Consider the following 22565-nt stretch of genomic DNA (forward strand, 5'->3'; position numbering starts at 1 on the left):
CCTTGAAGTATTTAATTTCAACTCCTTATCTAGGGCATCAAAAAAGATGAGCTCATCCTCAAAATGAACTCATCTGGTAATACTGAACTAAATGTTATTCTATTTTAATTGAGGGACTATCCTTGTCACAGGCTTGTCGTTACTTTCCTCCGTACAGGACTCGAACACTATAGTATGCAACACGTAATGTGCCACCACAAAAGAAACAAACCCTCAGGACTCACTTCCCTCAAAACAACTTAATCTAAAAACCTATTTATTCTTATTCAAGACATCAAACGCTACTGCCGCTAGTAAAACTAACCCCTTAATCGCTTGCTGCCAGTCAATACCTATTCCCATAAGAGACATACCGTTATTGAGTACGCCCATAACCAAAGCCCCAATAACAGCACCGAAGACAGTTCCCACTCCACCGGTAAAAGATGCTCCACCAATTACCGCTGCTGCGATAGCATCTAGCTCAAACAGGTTACCAGCTTGTGGAGTTGCAGCATTTAGTCGACCAGCAAAGATCAGCCCACTTAATGCAGCTAAGGCGCCCATATTTACAAAAACCCAGAATTTCATTTTTTTGGTTTTTACACCAGATAGCTTCGCAGCATTCTCATTTCCACCGACTGAATAGATGTGTCTCCCAATTACGGTTTTATTCATAACAAACGTATAACCAATGATTAGTACGAGGAGGATAAGTAACACAATAGGAATACCAGCATATAGAGCTAAAACATAAGTGAATAAACTAATTAGAACGATGAATAAAAATAGTTTCAACACAAACAACGGAAACGAAATCGTGTGGAAATTGTATTTTAAATCTGATTTACGTATCCGCAATTCACCAATAATATATATAATAATAAAAATAGCTCCTATTACTAAAGAAAATAAATGTATATCCCCACCGCTGTTTACATCAGGCAAAAATGATGAACTTAAGCTTCTGAATCCATTTGGAAATGGTGCAATTGTCTGACCTTGTAATACGACCAAGGTTAATCCACGGAAGATTAACATTCCTGCTAGTGTAACAATAAATGCAGGAATATTTACGTACGCAACCCAGAATCCTTGCCAAGCACCAATAATCGCTCCTAATAGTAAGCAAAGTACAATTGCAAGTATTACTGGAAGATCATAGGTTACTAGAAATACCCCGGCTACCGCGCCAATAAATGCCGCGATCGATCCAACTGACAAGTCAATTTCTCCCGTTATAATAACAAGCATCATTCCAATAGCTAGTACAATAATGTAACTATTTTGCATAATGATATTTGTAACATTTAATGGTGTTAGAAGTATCCCATTTGTCATAATTTGAAATAAAATAATAATACCGACTAAGGCAATGATCATTCCAAAACGCCTTAAGTTATTTGATACAAGCTTTTTCATTCCCTCCATATGCTACGACCCCCAACTCTGTGTCATATGTTTCATTAACGCCTCTTGGTTTGCCTCTGTTTTATGAAGATCTCCTGTAATCCTACCTTCGGAAAGCGTATAAATTCGATCACACATCCCAATTAATTCAGGTAGCTCAGATGAAATCATAATGATGCTCTTTCCTTTTTCGGCCAGCTCGTTAATGATTTTATAAATTTCAAATTTCGCTCCTACATCTATACCTCGAGTTGGTTCATCCAGAATAAGAACATCCGGTTCAGCGAATATCCACTTGCCTAACACTACCTTTTGTTGGTTCCCGCCACTAAGGTTTATCGTTTTTTGTTCAATACTCGGAGCTTTTATATTCAAACGTTGCTTCATTGACTCTGCCTCTACTATTTCTTGACCGATATCTAGTACATTTTTTCTGGATATTCTTTTTAAGTTTGCTAATGTAAGGTTTTGCTTTACACTATCGATTAACACTAACCCATACTCTTTTCGGTTTTCAGAAACATAAGCAACGCCATTCTTAATAGCATTGTCTACATTTTTAAAATCTACTTCTTTTCCATTTTTAAAAAGTCGACCTGAGATCTTCTTACCATAGACTCTCCCAAACACACTCATCGCAAGTTCGGTTCTTCCGGCTCCCATTAAACCAGCAATTCCAATAATCTCTCCTTCTTTTACATTTACATTTACGTTATGTAAGATTTTTCTCTCTTCGTCTAATTGATGATAAACGGACCAATCCTTTATTTCGAATACTATATTGTCCTTAATATTATAGGTTCTTTCTGGATATAAATCGGTTAAATCTCTTCCAACCATATCTTTAATGATTTGATTTTCAGTGGCTTTCATCTCCTCTAAATGATGTGTCTGTATGGTCTTTCCATCGCGCAAAACAGTGATACTGTCTGATACTTTAAATAACTCTTTTAACTTATGAGAAATTAAAATAGCAGTCATCCCTTGTTTTTTAAATTCCAATAATAGATTTAGAAGGTTTTCGCTATCTTCTTCATTAAGTGCTGCAGTTGGTTCATCTAAAATCAGTAATTTTACTTTTTTAGATAGGGCTTTTGCAATTTCTACAAGTTGTTGTTGGCCTACCCCTATATTTTTTACTTTTTCTTGGGGGTCGACTTTCAATCCAACTTTTTTAAGAAGCTGCCTTGTCTCAACAATCGTTTGACTCCAGTTTATAATCCCTTTTTCTGCTCTTTCATTACCTAAAAATATATTTTCAGCAATTGATAACTCTGGAATTAGAGCAAGCTCTTGGTGAATAATAACAATCCCTTTTTCTTCACTTTCATTGATTGTTTTAAATGCACAAAGTTGATCTTCAAATCTGATTTCTCCTTTATATGTACCAAACGGATGGACGCCACTTAAAACCTTCATTAATGTAGATTTACCTGCCCCATTTTCTCCGATAAGGGCATGAATCTCTCCTGGGTGTACTTTTAGGTTTACATTGTCTAGAGCTTTAACCCCTGGAAATGTCTTCGTTATACCCTTCATTTCCAATATCGCCTCAGCCATCACTATCACACCTTTTAAATGTAGAGATAAGTAAGAGATGAATTAACAACACAAAATGGTTGCTAATTCATCCGTTTTTTCAATTACTGTAAATCTTCTTCTGTATAGTACTCAGTATCTACAAGCACTTCTTTATAGTTATTAATGTCCACAGATATTGGCTCTAGCAAGTATGAAGGTACCACTTTAACTCCGTTATCATATGTTTCAGTATCATTTACTTCAGGCTCTTCACCTTTAAGTACAGAATCTGCCATTTCCACTGCTATCTTAGCTAGCTCTCTTGTGTCCTTAAACACCGTTTGCGTCTGCTCACCAGCAATGATTGATTTTACAGAAGCAAGCTCGGCATCTTGTCCAGTTACAATTGGCATAGGGTTCGAACTAGAACCATAGCCGACAGCCTTAAGGGATGAAATGATTCCTCGACTGATTCCATCGAATGGTGAGTAAACAACATCTACTCTTTCACCAGAATAATGAGCACTTAGTAAGTTATCCATACGTTCCTGAGCTTTTGATCCATCCCAACGAAGTGTTGCAGCTTGATCAAAATCTGTTTGACCACTCCTAACAACCAGGTCGCCACTATCAATATAAGGTTGTAATATGGACATTGCTCCATCCCAGAAGAAATATGCATTATTGTCATCCGGAGACCCGGCAAACAATTCAATGTTAAATGGACCTTTACCTTCAGAAAGCCCTAATCTGTCAACAATATACTCACCTTGCAGCACTCCGACTTGGAAGTTATCAAATGTCGCATAATAACTTATATGGTCACTATTCATGATTAAACGGTCGTAAGCGATAACAGGAATATCAGATCTTTTAGCTTGCTCTAGAACATCGGTTAGTGCCTCACCGTCAATGGATGCGATTACAAGAATATCAGCGCCTTTTGTTATCATGTTTTCAATTTGGGATAATTGGTTTTCTACAACATCTTCAGCATATTGCAGATCCACTTTATATCCTAATTTTTCAAACTCAGCCTTCATATTTTCTCCGTCTTTAACCCATCTTTCCGATGACTTTGTAGGCATTGCGATTCCTACTACCTTTTCGTCACCACCTGTAGTGCTGCTACAAGCTACTGTAGAAATTGAAAGGATTAAAATGAGTAGTACCCCGATGAACTGTTTCATTGTTACTCCCCCTTTTTAGTTACATATTAAAATTGGCTCGATTAGTTACGAATACAGAGGACTTTTGACAGCGCTTACAGACGACGCGTTCAAAATATCGATAAATTAGTAGAATTAAGACTATGTATATGCATCAATAACTAATCGCCTGTAATTCGTTCGTACAACATTGAGTGATTAGAGTCCAATCTTGTACGTACATTTATTATAAAATAAAAAAACATGCTTGGCAACGGAATTTTTTAAATCTTTTAAATCTTCATTAGAAAAGCCATCCCTTTGAAGGTGATGGCTTTATGTCTATGAAGTGATTTCGACCGGAGTTAAACCCTTTGTGGAATTTCTGACGATAAGCTTCGGATTATAAACAATAGAATGTTCATAAGGAGACTCGACTTTATTTTTGTTCGCCCTAATTTTAATCAACTCTATGATTGTATCTGCTGCCGCTCTCCCCATCTCGCTTTTCGGGTGAATAATAGAGGTTAATTTTACCTCTGACACTTCTGCTAAGAAGGAATCATCGTACCCGACAATCGATACATCGCCAGGAACTGTAATTTTTTTAGCCCTTAACAGATTTAGTATTTCAATAACGAGTTCATCGTTATAACCTACAATACCTGTGATCGTATTATGCTTAGTCGAGATGATTTTTTCTATTTCATCTAATGGTTTAGTATTTTTGTTTTCTGTATCATAAGTGATGATATTTTTTGGATTTAAAGGAATTCCATACTTACGGTGTGCCTTCAAAAAACCTTTCATTCGCCTAGTACCCTGGGCATCATCCGTCTTAAAACAACCAGCAATATCAGTATGGCCTAACTGAATCAAATGTTCAGCTTGTATAAATCCACCCATCTCATCATCTACAATAATGCTGATGGGTTCCAGCTCATCGTAATAAGCATTGATCATAATGTACGGAAGTCCGAGCCTCTCAAGATTTAAATAATAGCTTATATTTGGGTTCGAAAACGCACTCTTTGTCGGCTCCACAATAACACCGTCAAATGACTGTGATAGTATTTTCTCTAATATCTCACGTTCTTTTTCGGGGTCATTATTGGTGCTGAAAATACTTACCTGATAACCTTCTTGACTAAGACGTGATTCTGCCCCTCTTATGATAGACGGAAATATATAATCAGAAATAAATGTCGTAACAATGGCAATGTTCTTTTGATTACTAATCGTCCGGTTGTGATTTTCTTCTGTTCGATCCGCGCAAAAAGTTCCAGATCCTTGTTCACGATATAACCAGCCTGTGGTAACCAAATCACCGATCGCGAGTCGAACCGTGTGGCGACTAACCCCAAACTCCTTCATCAATTCACTTTCTGAATTTATTTTTTGGTGTGGAGTATAGGTCCCATCTATAATTCTTGATTTTATCGCTTGTTTTACCTTACTGTATTTTGTTTCCAAAGAAGACACCTCGACTCATTTGCATTCCAACTCATTCGTATAAGTTAAGGATACCACAATGAATTTATATTTATAGCCTCAGACTACTTTATTTCAATGAAAAAATACAGCTGCTATTCAAAGCTCTGTATATATATGTCACCTATTTCCACACCGCTTCACTTAGTTTCAATTCAATTTGGAGTTTTCGAGGAACCGTATGTTCATCGATTACAACGCATTCAATTTTACTCATTTCCGCAAAGTCATATAACTGATCAGCAGTAACATCGAATGAAAAAACCGTATGATGTGCCCCTCCTGCATAAATCCAGCATTCTGTTGCATCACTTAATGATGGTTCTGGCTTCCACAATACCTTTGCTACTGGTAAGTTCGGTGTCTCTTCAGTCGGTTGCATTGCATGAACCTTGTTTACAACAAGTCGGTATCTTCCTCCTAATTCAATTAGAGAAGCCACCACAGCATCGCCACCACGCCCATCAAAAACCAACCGTGCCGGATCCTCCTTTCCACCAATATCAAGTGGATTTACAACAATTTTTGGTTTTGTTGCGGATACAGTTGGGCAAATCTCTAACATGTGGGAACCCAATATCATTTCTTTTCCTGGCTCTAAATGGTACGTATAATCCTCCATGAAGGATGTCCCTTTGTTGCTGGCCATAACCTTCATCATACGAAGCAAGGCTGCGGTTCTCCAATCTCCTTCTCCAGCAAAACCATATCCTTCTGCCATTAGACGTTGGGCAGCGAGGCCAGGAAGCTGTTTCATCCCATGGAGATCTTCAAAATTAGTGGTAAACGCATTATAATTCCTTTCCGATAAAAAGGCCTTCAAACCCAGTTCGATTCGTGCTTGCTCTAGAATGGACTCTCTTATAGGACCAGGTTCTTTTGCTTCCTCAGGTAGCTGATACAAGTTGGTATACTCTTTGTAGAGAGCTTCTACTTCCATATCTGGAATATTGGCCATTTCCTCTACTAAATCACCAATTCCATAGTAATCAACTGTCCAGCCGAACTTAACTTGTGCTTCTATTTTGTCACCGTCGGTAACGGCAACATTCCGCATATTATCACCGAACCGTGCTACCCGAATATTTCGCCCTTCTACAACAGCAACAGCCGTTTTCATCCAGTTTCCAATCTTTATTGTTACTTCATCATTTTCAAAGTACCCTACAACTACCTTCCGGGGGATTTGCATTCTTGTACTGATAAAACCATATTCTCGATCCCCATGAGCCGATTGGTTCAAGTTCATGAAATCCATATCGATGTTTTTCCATGGGATATCACGGTTAAATTGTGTATGTAAATGTAAAAGTGGTAGTTGAAGAGCTTTTAGTCCCGAAATCCACATTTTTGCTGGAGAAAATGTATGCATCCATGCAATAATTCCCGCACAGTTTTCATCCAGGTTTGCTTCGAGTATTAATCTATTTATATCATCTGCATTCGTTAATACTTGTTTGAACCGAATCGGAAAAGGTAGATTTGCATGCTGGTTCATTTTCTCCACGATTTCGATCGAATGGCTCTCTACTTGCTTAAGTGCTTGTTCCCCATACAGCTGCTGACTTCCCGTTAAAAACCAAAATTCATATGGTTTAATCTGTAACATATAGTACTCCCCCTACTAGTAATTTGTTGTAGATTGAATAGCTCGTATACGTTTCATCACATCGTTTTTCCCGCGACCAAAATAGTCATGGAGTCTTGAATATTCCTGGTATAATTTTTCATAGATTTCTACATTTTCTGCAATTGGCTCCACTATTTCATCTTTGACTCTCGCCATTTTCCTTGCTGCCTCGATAATCGTGTCATATCCACCATTCTCACAACCTGCTGCAACCGCTCCAAACATAGCAGCACCTAACGCAGGAGTATGGAACGATTCAGCAACCTTAATCGGTCTATTCGTTACATCCGCATAAATTTGCATCAGCAGCTTGTTTTTATGTGGCAGCCCTCCACATGCATACAACTCATTGACTTCGATTCCATTTTCATGAAATGAATCTATGATTTTTCGAGTTCCATATGCAGTCGACTCTAGTAATGCCCTATATATTTCTTCTGGCTTCGTTTGTAGGGTCATACCTATAAGCAATCCACTTAAATCGGTATCCACCAGGACAGAGCGATTTCCATTCCACCAATCGAGAGCTAATAACCCCGTCTCCCCCGGCTGAAATGAAGCCGCTTTTTTCTCTAACCACTCATGGATCGTTAATCCTTCTTGATTAGAAGCTTGCTTTACATATTCGGGCACACCCTGGTCTACATACCAAGCGAAGATGTCTCCAACAGCTGATTGACCAGCTTCATAACCGTATAATCCTGGGATAATGCCGTCTTCTACGACACCACACATCCCCTCTACCTGCTTCTCCTCATTTCCTAAGAGCATATGACAAATGGAAGTCCCCATTGCAAGCACCATTTTTCCCGGTTCGACTACTCCCATGGCCGGTACAGCTGCGTGTGCATCCACGTTCCCAACAGCCACAGCAATACCTTGGTTTAATCCCGTAACCTTTGCCATCGTATCCGTTAGACCACCGGCATTCGTTCCTAACGGGACAACATCACCACGAAGCTTTGTGTCAGTTAAGGATTCTAATCTAGGATCTAATGCTCTGAAAAACGATTTAGCAGGATACCCGTTTTTTTTATTCCAAATCGCTTTGTAACCGGCCGCACAACTATTCCTAACAAAGTTATCCGTAAGCTTAGAAATTACCCAATCGGTTGCTTCCACAAAGCGATCTGTTTGTTCATAAATATCAGGGGCTTCATTCAGAATTTGCCAGACTTTTGCGATCATCCACTCAGAAGAGATTTTCCCACCATATCTTGATAAAAACTCTTCCCTAAAATCTTCTGCAATTGCGTTCAATTGATTTGCCTCATCCTGTGCTGCATGGTGCTTCCATAATTTTACCCAGCTATGTGGGTTATCTTTTAATTTTGGATTAAAACATAAAGGATCGCCATTGTCATCGATTGGTAGCATTGTACATGCAGTAAAATCAATCCCTAAACCAATTACATCATTTGGATTTACACCTGATTGCTTTATCACAATAGGTATGGAATTCTCTAAAACTGCAAGATAATCATGTGGGTTTTGCAGTGCCCATTCATATCCAAGCTCAACCCCTGATTCGGGTAATGTTCCATCAATTACACCATGCTTATAAGGTGTGACATGATCGGCAATTTCTTTACCGCATGATAAGGACACCAACACGGCCCTGCCCGATTCTGTTCCATAATCCACACCAATTGCGTATTTTTCTGTCATATGTGTGTGCCCCCCTTTTTCTTTTGTCCATAATACGCTTTAGAACCGTGCTTTCGTAAATAATGTTTATCTAAAAGTGCTTGATCTAATTGAGGGATATTTGAATTTAATTGATACGTTTGGATCGCCATCTTGGCTACCTCTTCTAAAACAACCGCATTATGTACCGCTTCATTTGGATTTTTCCCCCATGAAAATGGTGCGTGACTGTGAACAAGCACTCCCGGAACATGAGTTGCATCTATATCCTGAAACGTCTCGATAATCACTTTGCCAGTTTCATGCTCATAGTGACCATTAATCTCCAAGTCTGTCATCGGCCTAGTACAAGGTACGGAACCATAAAAGTAGTCTGCATGTGTAGTACCTAACGGAGGTATACTTTTACCTGCCTGTGCCCAGCTTGTCGACCAAGGTGCATGGGTATGAACAACTCCACCAATATCAGAAAAATGTTTATATAACACGATATGTGTAGGGGTGTCGGATGACGGCTTCAAATCGCCCTCAACCACATTCCCATCAAAGTCCACAACTACCATACTGTCTTGATTTAACTCATTATAAGGAACCCCGCTAGGCTTAATTACAATCAAATTATTCTCTCTGCTGACACCGCTTACATTCCCCCACGTAAAAGTTACTAAATTATGCATTGGTAAGGCCTTGTTCGCTTCTAGTACTTGTCGTTTTAGCTCTTCTAACACGCTTCCACACTCCTCCCTCTCACCATGTACGTATAACATTCATATTAATTTTTATATTAATATAAATTGTACGTACATGCAATAAAAAGTAATCAGTCTTAAGTTCTGATCATCTGTTCTTATGATGAAACAATGAATTTCTGTGAAACAAACCTATAAAAAATTTGTATGAATAGAACAGATAATAAGTGGTTCGATTTCCACGTTGTCGATTATTTATTTATTTTGAGGGCTGGTTAAAGTGAGCAAAAGTGGATAGTTGCTTAGAAAGAGACGAGCAGACAGGAGTGCCGAGAATTCCGTGTGCTGAGGAAGATGTTTGTTATGGTCGATTTAATTATGTCCGGTGACCTCGAGGGATTAGCTCAGTTTGATGAACCATACATTGAGGCTGCAAAGCCGGATGGTATTTGGCAATCCCTAGTTTTAGCCGGTGCGATTTCAAAAGAAAATCGTAACAGTGAGTTTTTATCTTATGAAGCCCCTACATACTTTGGTTTGTTGTGTGCCTCGTATTACCAGTAATCAGTTCGGACGGGAATTGGTCCTGTCCCCTCGTTCTGCTTAATTAGTTTTTCCTACTTTACGAAAGATGGTGCCTACGGAATATGTATGTGAATGTAGTAGTGGGAAGATTCGAACCCTATGCTGTGAACCACACCTGGCGTTTACGCCAAAAGAGCCAACCCTACTTTACAGACAAAAATAACGTAATTATCCTATAAAACAAGAGCTCCTCATGAAATCCGAGGAGCTCAGATACAAGTATGCTAGGGAATGAACATGACCCTATTTTATATAGGAATCAACTCCTTGCCGCTTTACTTTTTATGTGTAATATCCTTTATAAAGGTACCTGTTTAGCCCTACTTCACTCTTTTATTTTAATGCATTGGCAAGAGAGATTAGAAGATCGGCGTGTTCTTCGCTGATCTTCTTGCTGCTTTGAGCACTTACTTCATGCTGGAATGCAGAAAGAATGTTATCATTTGTTTTTGTATTTTTCTTGTCTGCTGATTTCATGGCGTTGATTATTTTTCTTTTTAAAGAGTTCGCAACTCCTTTGTTGGAAACGAAGCGATCCACAAGGTTGCTTAAACTATCATAGGTTATTTGAACTTCAAAGGAGGTGGATCCACTGCCTTCATTATCTGCATTGTCCATGGCAGTTGCTTGGAACTCATTACTTCCTAGTTTAAAATCATATGCTGGACCTACAATATTTTTACACGTGCTTGATGCAACACCTGAAAGGTTATCTGTTGGCGTGCAAGTAATATTCACTTGTTGGTCCACAGTGTAAATGTTGTCATTACCTGTATAAGTGACAATTGGATCTGTTTTATCAATGTTCAAGGATATTGTTTGTAAGGCCTCGTAATTACCCGCTTCATCTACACTGAGATAAGAAAGGGTATGTTTCCCATCTTCCTCTTCCGATACATTCACATTGACTACCCCATTTTTTGCTGCGACAGCTGTTCCGACAGATAAGTTATTAACCCCGAATGCTGAGTTATCCATCGCATAATAAAGCGTCTTCACTCCTGAACCATCCACGTTATCGACGGCATGTAACTCTACTGTTTGTATCTGGTGCACCCAGTCATTTATATTTGGAGCAATGGCAAGCTTTGCGGTAGTTGTAGGCGCCGTGATGTCATAGATAATCTCAAACCCTTCCCCGGCCAAATCCTGAAAACCACCAAGTGTCCAGGTATTTGAATGGACTGGAGTCCCCTGACTGATCCAGCTAGTGGCAGCGTTTGGAATAGCATAGTAAAGCGCTTGCCCAAGTCCAGGGTTATAAGAATTACTGTAAACCGGTCCAAAACTAAATCCAGCATTAAACTCTAACACATCAACATAAAATTGAAACGCTTTGTTAAGATGGCTGTTGTTACTCAACGTGTTGTGACTAACTGAGAAAACGGGAGTCACATGAAGGATTCCAATATTATTTGCGGTTACTTTTACGGTATTACCAGCTACAATACTGGCTTCCGCTCCCGTTCCTTGATTCACCACTTCATTAGAAGAGTTGAGTTCACTCCATGAAACAGATTGATCAAATTGTAGAGTAATCTTTGGGTTTGGAGTAAACTGATAGTTTTGGTTTAAAGACAGTGTACCTTCCACACCAGCTGACACGGTCTTCCATCCATAACCAGAGACAGTAAAGTTCGGTGGGATTGGATCACCAACAGCAGTTGCCAATACATTGACAAAGTCTCCTCGTAAATAAACGATGTTTCCATTTCCAATAGCGGTAAGAGTACCATCCGTGCTTACCGTATTGAAAAGCTGAGAGTCAGGTAAACCAATATTTCCAGTTAGTCCTGTAATTCCCACCAAGGGGACTCGAGTATCAATTGGAATAGGTGAACCTACATCAAAACTACCAGCGTTAATATCTATTCCACCTATGTCTCCACCCCAACATTCACCTGTACAAACATTGAATCCAGCAGAAGCATGAATGTTCAATGTACCGTTTAATGAGAAATCGGCCGTTGGTTTTGCAACAGAAATTTGAGCAGAAGAATCTGGGTGCCAAAACGTTTCAATGGTTGCCGTGTCTGTCCCACCTGGTGATGTCACCGTCATAGAGAATTGTGCCGGATAGGTGACATTCATATCACCAAAGGATAGGTTCTTAAGCTTCCCACCAAATCCTAAGCTTCCGTTTGTATCACCCCAACCTTCACCACCCCATTTTGTTCCAAAAACAGGGTCCTCATCGATACTTCCATCCGATCCAGATTCATTCCATGAAGTATATGGTACAATCGGTAAATCAACACTAGAGATCGAAGGAGTTCCAGGTGCCAACTGACTTTGTCCAGTCGTTTGAAAGGTTTTCGTATAAGTATAAGAGGTTTGTGTTTGTAATGAGTGGGTTGTGTCTGCTGCATATACTCGTTCGGTGAAGGATGCCGGCAGAAGTAAGGAGAGGCATAAAAGAAGGAAATAATGTCGTCCTTTTCGGTTTTTTCTTCGTGACAATTAAGATCACTCCATTTCCTATTCAATTTTTTAAATACATTATATGTTCTTTATAAAGAACTGAGAATCAAAACTAATTATATTTAAAAATCCCAAATCCATCAATTCATTTTTTATAAAAACTCGTCGGGATGGTAGAATGCAGTTATTCTAATGAGCAAGTTCTTTTCCGATTCACAAATAAAAAAGACAATCTTGCACGAAAATACAAAATCGCCTTTTGATCGTTCTCTACTAAAAACGACCGAAGTATTTGAAACGGTCTCCTTCCCTTTTTAAACTGTGGTGCGTTAACCCTACATAATGGTGCACGAATTGTCGGGTGAATCTCTTCAAATCCTGATATTCTTTTCATGAAGGAGGGTATGAAATGAACTTGATCAAGAACATGAATGATGCACTAACGTACATCGAAGATCACCTTACTGATGAAATAGACTATAAAGAAGTGGAAAGGTTAGCTCTTTGCTCCGAATACCATTTCAAAAGGATGTTTTCCTTCCTTGCTGGTATTCCACTATCCGAATATATCCGGCGTAGACGACTTACACGAGCAGCCTTCGAACTGATAGAAGACGGAGCAAAGGTCATTGATGTTGCCATGAAATACGGGTATACCTCACCAGATTCCATTTCTTGCTGAATGCTTCCGAAAAGTAGGACGTCCAATATGGTAGAAAATTGTGTTACAATAAACACATTCTAAAATATTCCAATATTAGAAGAATTGTAAAATTCCAAAACATATATATGAATAAGGAGTCATTATGTCAATAAATAAGATGGTAAAGGCGTATCAAAAAGTATATGAAATAGAAACCAATCTGAGAGATAAAGTAGATAAAAAAATGATCAATCATTATGGTGATAATTGGTATTCTGCTGCGCCTAAGCGAGAGAAAAAATTACGCATAAAAAAAAATATTAAGAATATGCAACTTTATGAACTTGAACAGTTGTTACACTACAAAATATTTGGCAATTTACATAAAAACTATCCAAGATTCATTCAACTCCTAAGGGCAGTTTATCCGCTGAGAAATAAAATTGCTCATTGTCAAGTTTTAACCAACAAAGAACACATTTTTTTAAAACAAACACACCTTGCTCTTATGCAAGTTATTGAGAAAATATAATTAATTTATTTTTTTAACTAAAACTTTCGTTTCATTTTATAAGGAATGTTTACTTTAAAAGATAGAGGCTATTGTGAGCCGGAAACAATAACTAGATAGCCTCTCAACTGTTTACTGTCTTTAGTTTATTAACAGAGGGTTGTTTTTCTTTTTCTGTGGAATTTATTTTTATAAATTCATTGCGCTTTTAAAGAATTCAAACAAGTGACCTTGAATATTATCTTCCGATTTTCGAGTTTCACTAAACAGTCTTTGTTCAATTTCAGAAGTTAAATCCTTTACTCTATAATAGTTCTCTACAAAGACCATTTGTTTTTCTAGATCAATTTTTCCTTGGTTATCTAGAGGGATTTTAATTTCTACACTTTTTGCATTGTTTAAATTGCAATTGAATCTATAATCGAAACCATATTTTTTCTTAATATCTTGTATATAACAATATATACATCGGGTCTATTCTCACATCTAATACTACGAAAGCTATTCTTTAGGTATTTATAAAATATTGATCTGTGTGATAGACAATGTTAGTACCGGCGGAGCCATCCCCATCACTCCCAATTGAGATGTGTGGTTTTTCTTCTGAAGGTACATATTGATCTTTATTACATCATTTTATCAATATATGCTACTGGGTTCAAAGTTGCAGTATAAATTGGAATTCCATTACCTTTACCTTGATCCATCGTACTATATACTTTCTTAGTAAATCCTAATGCACTTGTATGAAATTTAAACAGTTCTATATCCCCTAACGTAGTTATTAAATAGTTTAATTCATTAGTAGGGGTTTCGAAGTTTTCTGTTAACTTTTCCTCCACTCCGAAATAGTAGTTTTTAATTCTTCGAGTTTCATAAACACTAGTTCATTTGTAATTTCATCACTCTCATCTTCGATACCGAGAAGAACTTTCTCCTCACGACTCCACCAATCGTCAACTAACCACTTATTCTCAGGTTCGAATATACCGATTGGTTGTATCTTACATCTATCGTTTAATGGAACAAACCCTATTTTAAAACTAGTTAAAATAGAAAAAACAATTCATTCTGATTTCGACCATCTTTTAAGCTCAATCCATTAATTATTGTCGTTCCATCTAACGTACTTTCCGGGAACAAATTCTTTTATAAAGTCTCTTTCGTTACTCCTTGTCAAGGACGTTTAAATTTATACAAAATCGTCGGGTTAAAATTGTACAAAAGTGGCACCTTAGTTGGTGCCTTTTTCATTCATTCGATAACTCGGTCCATCCATGGAGAATACTCGAGAATAGTGTAGGAGTCGATCTAAGATTGCAGTCGCAATTACCCCATCTCCTAATACTTCTCCCCACTCACTGAATGTCTTATTAGACGTTAATATGATCGAGCTGTTTTCATACCTTCGACTGATCACCTGAAACAGATAATGTCCACCATTATTAGATAGATTCAAGTACCCCATTTCATCGATGATTAGAAGAGAAGGCTTGGCAAGCCCTCTCATTTTCTTATCCAACTTCCCTTGAGAATCTGCTGTTTGAAGCGAAGTGATGAGTTCTTGTGCCGTCATAAAGTATGTCTTCAAACCTTTACGGATGGCTTCCAAGGCAATTGAGACTGCTAAATGGGTTTTACCGACTCCAGGCGGACCAAGGAAGACTAAATTCTGATTCTGCTCTATGAAACTAAGACTCATATATTCTTCAATGTCCCTGCGGGACACACCTTTCACACGATCAAAATCAAACGTATCTAACGTTTTCCTAAAGGGTAATCTTGATAGCTTTAAGAGCGTCTGTCTACTTCGTTCTATACGGGCTTGATTTTCAACTTCCAGTATTCGCTCTAGGAATGCATGGTATGGTATATTATTTTTAGAAGCTTCTTCAGTAAGGGTTCTCCATTCAGATTGAATGGTGGTTAATTTGAGCGATTCGCAATATGTATCAATAGCTTGATTCATTTTCTATCGCTCTCCTTCCTGAAGGAATTGGTCGTAAACGCTTAGTGGGCGAACAGCGACCTCTATATCCTGTGCAGCGTGGAGGGTGCCAGCCTTTGAACGCTGCTTTTTTCTTATCTGTTCGGAAAGTGGTAGAACCTTATCGTCTCTTGTATAGGTCAGAATCGCTTCCCCATGATAATAAACGGTAATCGTGCCATCTAGCGTTTCCTTAATCATTACTTCTTGCCCTGCAAATTTTGAGCTCATCAGGATCTTTCTAGAATGGTAATTCATGACCCCATCTCTCCCAATCTTTCGATACGTAATGTAACTGGAATCATATCTTGATGGGTTAAGAGGCTGCAGGGACTCTTTCAACCAAAGCTCTACCGGTTTCCGTTCTGTAGTAGAGTGAATGCGTTGATTCGCCGTTTCTTCCACCCATCTCAGGAGTCTGAGATTCAACTCTTGTAAAGATCGAACCGATGAAGTCTCTAGCCAACCATTCATATAACCGATAAATCGTTCAACTTTCCCCTTAGTTTGAGGGCGATAGGGACGATGTACGGAAGGCTTGAAAGCATAGTGATCAACAAAATCTAAGAACTTTTCATTCCATTCAACTTCTGGACCACTTCTCCGGTTGATAATCGTCTTCATATTATCAAACATTACCTTTTCGGTTACGCCTCCGAAGTATTCAAAAGCATTCGTCAGGCAGTACAATAGGTGTTCTCGATCCTGCCGTTCCGCAAAACAAGCATAACTCATTCGTGAGTAGGAAAGAGTAGCGACAAAGATCATGAGTGGTATGACTTCACCATCAATCTGGTAATGACCAGCTTCTTTCCAATCGACTTGCATCTGTTCTCCAGGTTCTGTTTCATACCGTCTGGTATGACTTTCTTTAAAGGCCTTACGATATGGTTGTACAAACTCTTTTAATATCGTACTGCCACCTGAATAACCTCTTTGTTTAATCTCAATAATCAGCTTCTCACAATTGAAAACATAGTCTTCTTGAATTCGCTTAAGCAGGTAATCTTTATATGGATCTAACTTCGATCCTTTTTTTGAACGGTGCTGTACATGGTTTTTCTCTCGTTCACTTAACGCTCTTACCGTATGCCTATGCATTCCCAACATCTCCGCAATATCTGATTGGGACATGCCTCGTTCCAATAGTTCTTTCACTTTTCGTCGCTCTCCCTCCAACTTCATGAATCAAATCTCCTCCCCCTTAGGATTCAATCTAATTATGAAGTTTGTCGAAATTTAAGGCGACGATTTTGTATATTTTTAGCCGGCTATATTGTCCATTTTAAATGCGACTCTTTCACTCCTGTAATACCTTAACTAATAGTTCTCTGCTTTGTAAACTGAATCGAAATCAATACTTACACCTTTATCATTCTTCGTTAGTACACCCAAATCACTTAAGTATTTAAAAATAAACAATTCAATAAAAGTCATTAGACACTTTTTAGGGTCATCACCAGTTGCCAACCAAACAGATTGCCAAATTTGTTTTGCTAACATTTTAGGGTTTGATATCTCTAATTCTTTATTTGGGAGTTATCCGCACTTAAAGAAGATATCACCCATTATATTTTTTATTGAACAATTCGTTAAAAAAACAACATTTCCTTTTATTAAGGTCATCTAAAAACAATTTTCCCAATCTATTGTGATTTTGAAAATTATTGAAAATTGATTAGTACAATAGCTGTATAATTAATTTGAATTTAGTTTTAATGTGAATTTCGAAGACTCAGATGAATCCCTTTCCACCCATTCCGGTTTAGGGTTGATCGGTTTGTTACTCTCATAGTTATTATCATAGTTTCAAAGGATCTTATTGGACAGTTCGAGAGTATGTGTCTTTACGTAATAAAGAAAGGAATACATAATAGAGACTACTTCCCTGCCTTTAGAATTCCAAGCCTGGAACAACACAGGTTGACTTAGATACACACTGAGCCATGTATGTTTCCATATTCAACCCTTTAATATTGACAAAAGTTCTAAAAAAAAACCTAGTCCTTCAGCAGACCTCAAAGGGTCCTACATTAAATTAGGTGCCTTTTTATCGTAATTATTCATCACAAATTTATTAAACCTTTTAATCTTAGTCTTAAAACTTACTTAATTTTTAATCACAGGAATTCTATATTGTCCTGACATAGCAGAAGTATTTGAATCTCGTTTATTTATTATTTGATTGGCAGATAAACTTTCTTCAAGTAAAGCTGCCCTTTCAATATTCAACTTCTCATTGAGAAAGCTATGTCTTAACTCAAATTCATTAAACACTTCGCTCCATTTTTTAACGTAAATTTTATAATTTCCTACTTTCTGAGCTAATGACCTTTCTCCATGATGTTGGTTACTTTGTATATGTCGATTTATATAACCCGTTTTGTCAAAATCATTTCCTATTAATATAAATTCCCACTCCATATTATTTGCATTAAATTCATTTTCACTAAGAATTACTTCTAGATACTTCTCCACCTGATGAAATTCTTTACTCCCAAGTTTAATACTTGGACTTTTCAACTCAACAACAACGTTTTTAATAACATTTACTTGTTTCTCTTGTCGAACCATAAAGATATCCATCTCTCTATTTTTATCTCGATGGTTAATTACTCTTTTGTTATCATTACCACTTAATAAATGGGTAAATCTCCTAAGTGCTTCCTCAAATCTAGGTTCAGCTGCGGTTACTAAGTGATACTGTTCACCGAAAACCCAATAATGCCTTTCAATCATTTTTTGTATATGGTCACGTTCATTTGCCTTAAGGTCTGCCTTAAATACTAAATCTCTAAGTTGTTCAATTGCAGTATATCTGTCCTGTACAAGCTTAATTGTTTTAATAACCCCTGATAATTTTGAGGATTTTAATATGTCAGCCAATTCTTCTTTTTCATCACTATCTAATTCTATTATCTCATCTAGTACAGTGAACAAATGTGTTCTTTCATCAGAGTCCATAATTAAATCTAGAAATCTAACAAAGGTTTTCTTCTGTTCAGTATTCATTTTTAGAAACAGCTTTGGTTCAACTTGATATAACCCTCTTACGACTGATTCCAACTCTATATCTCGCCTTATATCCCATGCATTTGTTGATTTAGTTCTAGGAAAAGCACTTGATCGCTTTAGGTCTTTAATAATGGTATCTGTATACTTTTTCAAGAAAGGCTTTCTCTTACTTTTCAGGTATTTATTTATCTCAGATATCAAATATTTATATTCATTACTTCGTTTAGAGTTCCCAAACATCGCAAGTTGTAAATCACTCTCATCAGTTTCAAAGTCAAAGTCATTAAAGAACTCACTTTTTACATATACGCTATGATAAAATGAATCCCCTTTATGATTAAATCTTGTATTAATCTTAGTAACTTCATTATCACTTAAATTTAATAAATATATCTTTGAGTATTCCTTTTTCAAACTAGCTTCCCACCTAATATACTTTAATGCAAAAGAGGTGTTGGTAGGAGAATAATCAATATCAAAGCTATCTCTTTCTCCTATAAGATACGAATAATCCAACTTTTTTCCGTTTATTACTATTTGAAAGTCTTTGTTAGAATTTAGTTCTAAGAACCAACAGAATTCTTCACATATATAAGCACTAAGTTTATCTAATTTGATATCCTTTTCATGAATTTCAGTAAAAATCACTGTAGTTCCTGTCCAATCCTTCGTTTCAACAGTATCTGTAGCAATGTATGTATTGAGACTCTCGTCCTTGACACTTATACTATAACTTTGATTACTACTATCTGCTGAAAAAATAGTTTCCCACGTAGCTGCAGAGGCAAACTGGAAAAATGTTAATCTTCCAATTCCATTTTTACCATGTACTGCGGAATTTCTTAATGTATTTTTATTGACTTGTTTCTCAGATTCAAGAAACGGTTTGAATTTGTAGTCTAAATCATGATAATTTATTCCATATCCGTTATCTTTAATATGTATTTCTTCTATTCCACCCAAAACGTTTTCAAAAGTTTTGATTTCGATAACACTAGCCTTTGCATCAAATCCGTTCCAAATATATTCAGAGATTGCTTCTAAATAATTTACATTTCTCAAAGCCTTCCTTATACCTTGAGAAGTAATTTGAATTGTATTCATAATATCCACCTCTCATTTATTTTTAAACTTTAAAAAGTATTATTATTTCTTGATACCCCCTTACTTAGTTGATGTTTAATCTAACTTCCAGATCCTTTAGGTAACAATACAAAGGATACCGTATTCAGGAATAGTGATAAATTTTTAGTATCTTTTGACCTGTTGCTAAGCATTTTTAAGTAATCCATGCAATAATCACAACAGTATGCTTCATTATCATATTTCTTATTTACAATCATCCCATTACACCTTGGTCCGTCACAGGTTGTTAAATCATCTTGAGTTGGTTTTTTCCACAAGTTAAGTAAATGTACTGATGATCATCTAAACATATAAATGTGTCCATTTCACAATCAGGACACTCAATCAAAGGGTCTTCTCCACCATCTTTTACAGCACTGTATGTATCAACAAATTATCACTGTGAATTTTATAAATGTACTCAACGCAAATATGGCAAAACACGTCTGTTTCGTCATTAAATTCAACAGTTTCATGGAAACAAACTGGACACTGTAAAACAATATCAATTCTATTAGTTTTGTCTTTAAGCAGTAGAAGACGTCCCATTATATACTCATCAAATTCATTTAGATAAGTTCTGTGTATCTTTTATTCCCCAGGGTTTATCATCCCCTCATCAACCATATCTGACTTTATAAATGGTATAAGATAATTTAGTAGCTTTACTACTCTTGACTTAATACATCATCAGAAACCACAAGATGATAATGCTCTATAACTTCCCCACCATGATAAATCCATTGGTCTACAGGTTCCGTCACAAGTGTCCTCCCTGAAAGGATGATATCCCAACATAGAGTCGAATCTTGAAAAATACTCAATTTCTGTCATTGTGAGTGAGTGTTTCCCTTGGTGAATTGTTGGGTTGAAAGTATGGTAGTTTCTGACGCAGCCATTAAATATATTCATTAGGTTTATTTTCACATTAGTTTCTCTTCCTACCTTAATCTTTATAATTAACCCTAATTTTAGGTTGGTAACCTAAAAGTCTAACTTCTTTTTTCCACTGGTCCAATTTATTTTTTAATATAAGCATCTCTAACTCATTAATATCTGGAACCCCATTGTTTAAAGGTAAAGGGTTTCTTTCTAAGACAAACCAAATGTATACGTTTTCTATTTTATTTTCAAATTCTATATCCCTTCGATGGTAAGCTTTAATAGCTTCTATTGACTGGTCAATTGCATAGCATAATTTCCCTGAACTATTCCCAAACTTAACACTATATATTGATGTGTCTTTATACAAATCAGCTACTTCAAGCTTATGCTTATTTAGTGCTACTAAATCCCTATCAAAATTTGAAAAATCTTTTTCTATTAGAGATTCATTAAAATATCGCTCTTTATAGTATTTGTTTTTAATCTTTTTATGAATTTCCGCCTCCGACAATCCTTCAAATTCCTCATTTTCCTTCTCATTCTGGAATGCTTCCTCTAGAAACTGTTGATGATTTAAATTATTATAGTTGTATTCATCATCGAACTCTACAGGGATTTCAGCTATTGAATCCTTCAGGTACTGTAGGTAATCTTCATTATATATATACCAATCTCCATTGCTAAGTAATGCTTTTGCGGCTTCATTAGTGTAGAATATTAAATTTCTTATCTCCTTATGAAATATTCTATTTCCATTACGATAAACTCTAACTTTAATATTTAATAGATCGTCTCTCTGTGAAAATCCATTTTCATCTAAAAAGTCCTGAAGGGTTTCAATGGATATACTACTACACTCTTTATTTTTTCTATTATAAGTGTATTTATATTCAAACTCTTGATTTTCTTGAAATACTATCTCCGTGGCATAAATTTGATACTCTGAAAAATCTAAAAACATCACATCTTCTTCAATATCGTTTTTCATTAATTCATACAATTCTTCAATCTGTTCCTCATCTTTAACAAGTTTAAAATATGGTATTTTAACTTCAATATGACTATTAATTCTTACATCCTCAATGTGCCGAATCATATCTACAATTGTATTAAGGGATGGTTCTTTAGAGTGAAATCTTACCGAATTCCCTATTTCGATGGTATCCTGAAATAATTCAAAACCTTCCTCTAGATCGATTTTTGCCTTAAGCTTTGTAAGTGCCTCACCACTATTAAAGTCTAGATTTTCATAATCTAAATATGTATTAACTGTTTTATTTCTTTGAGAGTTTGGATTAGTAATTGCCGTAGTTCTTATGTTCGAAAAATTAAGTCTCCTAGCAAAGTCAAATGCCCATTCTTTATCAGAATACTGGTCGACTTTAAAATAAGAGTGTCCAAAAGTGACTGTGTAGTATTCTTCATTCAATTTAACTAATATTATTGACTTTGGGCTTACATTTCTAGTTACGGTATCTAATTCAAATTCTGTTAACACCCAGTTCCACGAAATCTCCTTGTCCTCAGGATTAGTGCTATAATAAAGGGTCATACTATAATTTATTTCTACTACCTCACCTGTTTCAGCATCTAAGTCTGATTTTACAATTACTCTTTCTCCACACTCGTTATATTGACCACCTAAATGATCCAACAGATTCTCTTTATTATTTTCTGAAATCCTATAGATATTAATAGAAGCCATACTTATCACCCTTTATAATTTTTTATTTCACTATTACTGTCATTATTTTACAAAGTTCTACAAAGAGGTTGGAAAGTCCTTTTAAAAATAGTTGATTTTATATTCTCCCTAAAAATACTATAAAAATCTTTTGTGTATTAAAATGTAAAATGCTACTTAGTAATACTGTTTAA

14 protein-coding genes and 1 pseudogene are annotated in these 22565 nt (G+C 36.5%); 3 read left to right on the forward strand and 12 right to left on the reverse strand.

The window, feature by feature from the left end; translation table 11 throughout:
- Positions 1-252 precede the first annotated feature (252 nt).
- The 7 genes from mmsB to araD all read right to left on the reverse strand — a co-directional run bounded on the left by mmsB (position 253) and on the right by araD (position 9554).
- Positions 253-1410 (reverse strand): multiple monosaccharide ABC transporter permease, encoded by a 1158-nt coding sequence (gene mmsB / locus MOJ78_RS20555; protein WP_304979183.1) that lies wholly within the window; start codon positions 1408-1410, stop codon positions 253-255.
- Between the two features lie 3 nt (positions 1411-1413).
- Positions 1414-2949: a multiple monosaccharide ABC transporter ATP-binding protein gene (mmsA, locus tag MOJ78_RS20560; protein ID WP_304979184.1), complete on the reverse strand. Its 1536-nt coding sequence runs from the start codon at positions 2947-2949 to the stop codon at positions 1414-1416.
- An 83-nt stretch (positions 2950-3032) separates the two neighbouring features.
- On the reverse strand, positions 3033-4100 hold the full coding sequence (gene chvE, locus MOJ78_RS20565; RefSeq protein ID WP_304979185.1) for a multiple monosaccharide ABC transporter substrate-binding protein: 1068 nt from the start codon (positions 4098-4100) through the stop codon (positions 3033-3035).
- A 300-nt stretch (positions 4101-4400) separates the two neighbouring features.
- Positions 4401-5531, reverse strand: a complete 1131-nt coding sequence (locus MOJ78_RS20570) for a GntR family transcriptional regulator (protein ID WP_304979186.1) — start codon at positions 5529-5531, stop codon at positions 4401-4403.
- Between the two features lie 142 nt (positions 5532-5673).
- Positions 5674-7158 carry an L-arabinose isomerase gene (araA, locus tag MOJ78_RS20575; RefSeq protein ID WP_304979187.1) on the reverse strand — a complete coding sequence of 495 codons (1485 nt, stop codon included), beginning with the start codon at positions 7156-7158 and terminating at the stop codon, positions 5674-5676.
- 15 nt (positions 7159-7173) lie between these two features.
- Entirely contained in the window at positions 7174-8847 is a 1674-nt protein-coding gene (locus tag MOJ78_RS20580) for a ribulokinase (RefSeq protein WP_304979188.1), read from the reverse strand.
- On the reverse strand, positions 8844-9554 hold the full coding sequence (araD, locus tag MOJ78_RS20585) for an L-ribulose-5-phosphate 4-epimerase (protein WP_304979189.1): 711 nt from the start codon (positions 9552-9554) through the stop codon (positions 8844-8846). The genes MOJ78_RS20580 and araD overlap by 4 nt, the downstream gene beginning before the upstream one ends.
- A 324-nt stretch (positions 9555-9878) precedes the next feature.
- Between araD and MOJ78_RS20590 the strand changes: the two genes are divergently transcribed.
- Positions 9879-10079, forward strand: coding sequence for a class III extradiol ring-cleavage dioxygenase family protein (locus MOJ78_RS20590; RefSeq protein ID WP_304979190.1), 201 nt, complete (start codon positions 9879-9881; stop codon positions 10077-10079).
- 354 nt (positions 10080-10433) lie between these two features.
- On the opposite strand, the gene MOJ78_RS20595 is transcribed toward MOJ78_RS20590, so the two are convergent.
- Complete coding sequence (locus tag MOJ78_RS20595) at positions 10434-12560, reverse strand: hypothetical protein (protein ID WP_304979191.1); 2127 nt, start codon at positions 12558-12560, stop codon at positions 10434-10436.
- A gap of 370 nt (positions 12561-12930) precedes the next feature.
- Between MOJ78_RS20595 and MOJ78_RS20600 the strand changes: the two are divergent.
- Both MOJ78_RS20600 and MOJ78_RS20605 read left to right on the forward strand, forming a co-directional pair.
- Positions 12931-13197, forward strand: a pseudogene (locus tag MOJ78_RS20600) (helix-turn-helix transcriptional regulator); the annotation flags it as partial.
- Between the two features lie 130 nt (positions 13198-13327).
- Positions 13328-13696: a hypothetical protein gene (locus MOJ78_RS20605; protein WP_304979192.1), complete on the forward strand. Its 369-nt coding sequence runs from the start codon at positions 13328-13330 to the stop codon at positions 13694-13696.
- Between the two features lie 1213 nt (positions 13697-14909).
- Here MOJ78_RS20605 and istB read toward each other — a convergent pair.
- The 4 genes from istB to MOJ78_RS20625 all read right to left on the reverse strand — a co-directional run bounded on the left by istB (position 14910) and on the right by MOJ78_RS20625 (position 22392).
- Positions 14910-15644: an IS21-like element helper ATPase IstB gene (gene istB, locus MOJ78_RS20610; protein WP_304979193.1), complete on the reverse strand. Its 735-nt coding sequence runs from the start codon at positions 15642-15644 to the stop codon at positions 14910-14912.
- Between the two features lie 3 nt (positions 15645-15647).
- Positions 15648-16847, reverse strand: a complete 1200-nt coding sequence (gene istA, locus MOJ78_RS20615) for an IS21 family transposase (protein WP_304979194.1) — start codon at positions 16845-16847, stop codon at positions 15648-15650.
- 924 nt (positions 16848-17771) lie between these two features.
- The gene (locus tag MOJ78_RS20620; protein ID WP_304979195.1) at positions 17772-19781 is read right to left on the reverse strand and encodes an ATP-binding protein; all 2010 of its coding nucleotides are present in this window, start codon (positions 19779-19781) and stop codon (positions 17772-17774) included.
- Positions 19782-20748: 967 nt separating this feature from the next.
- Positions 20749-22392, reverse strand: coding sequence for a DUF6119 family protein (locus MOJ78_RS20625; protein ID WP_304979196.1), 1644 nt, complete (start codon positions 22390-22392; stop codon positions 20749-20751).
- Positions 22393-22565: the final 173 nt, after the last annotated feature.

Source organism: Alkalihalobacillus sp. AL-G, from assembly GCF_030643805.1.
Lineage (GTDB): Bacteria > Bacillota > Bacilli > Bacillales > Fictibacillaceae > Pseudalkalibacillus.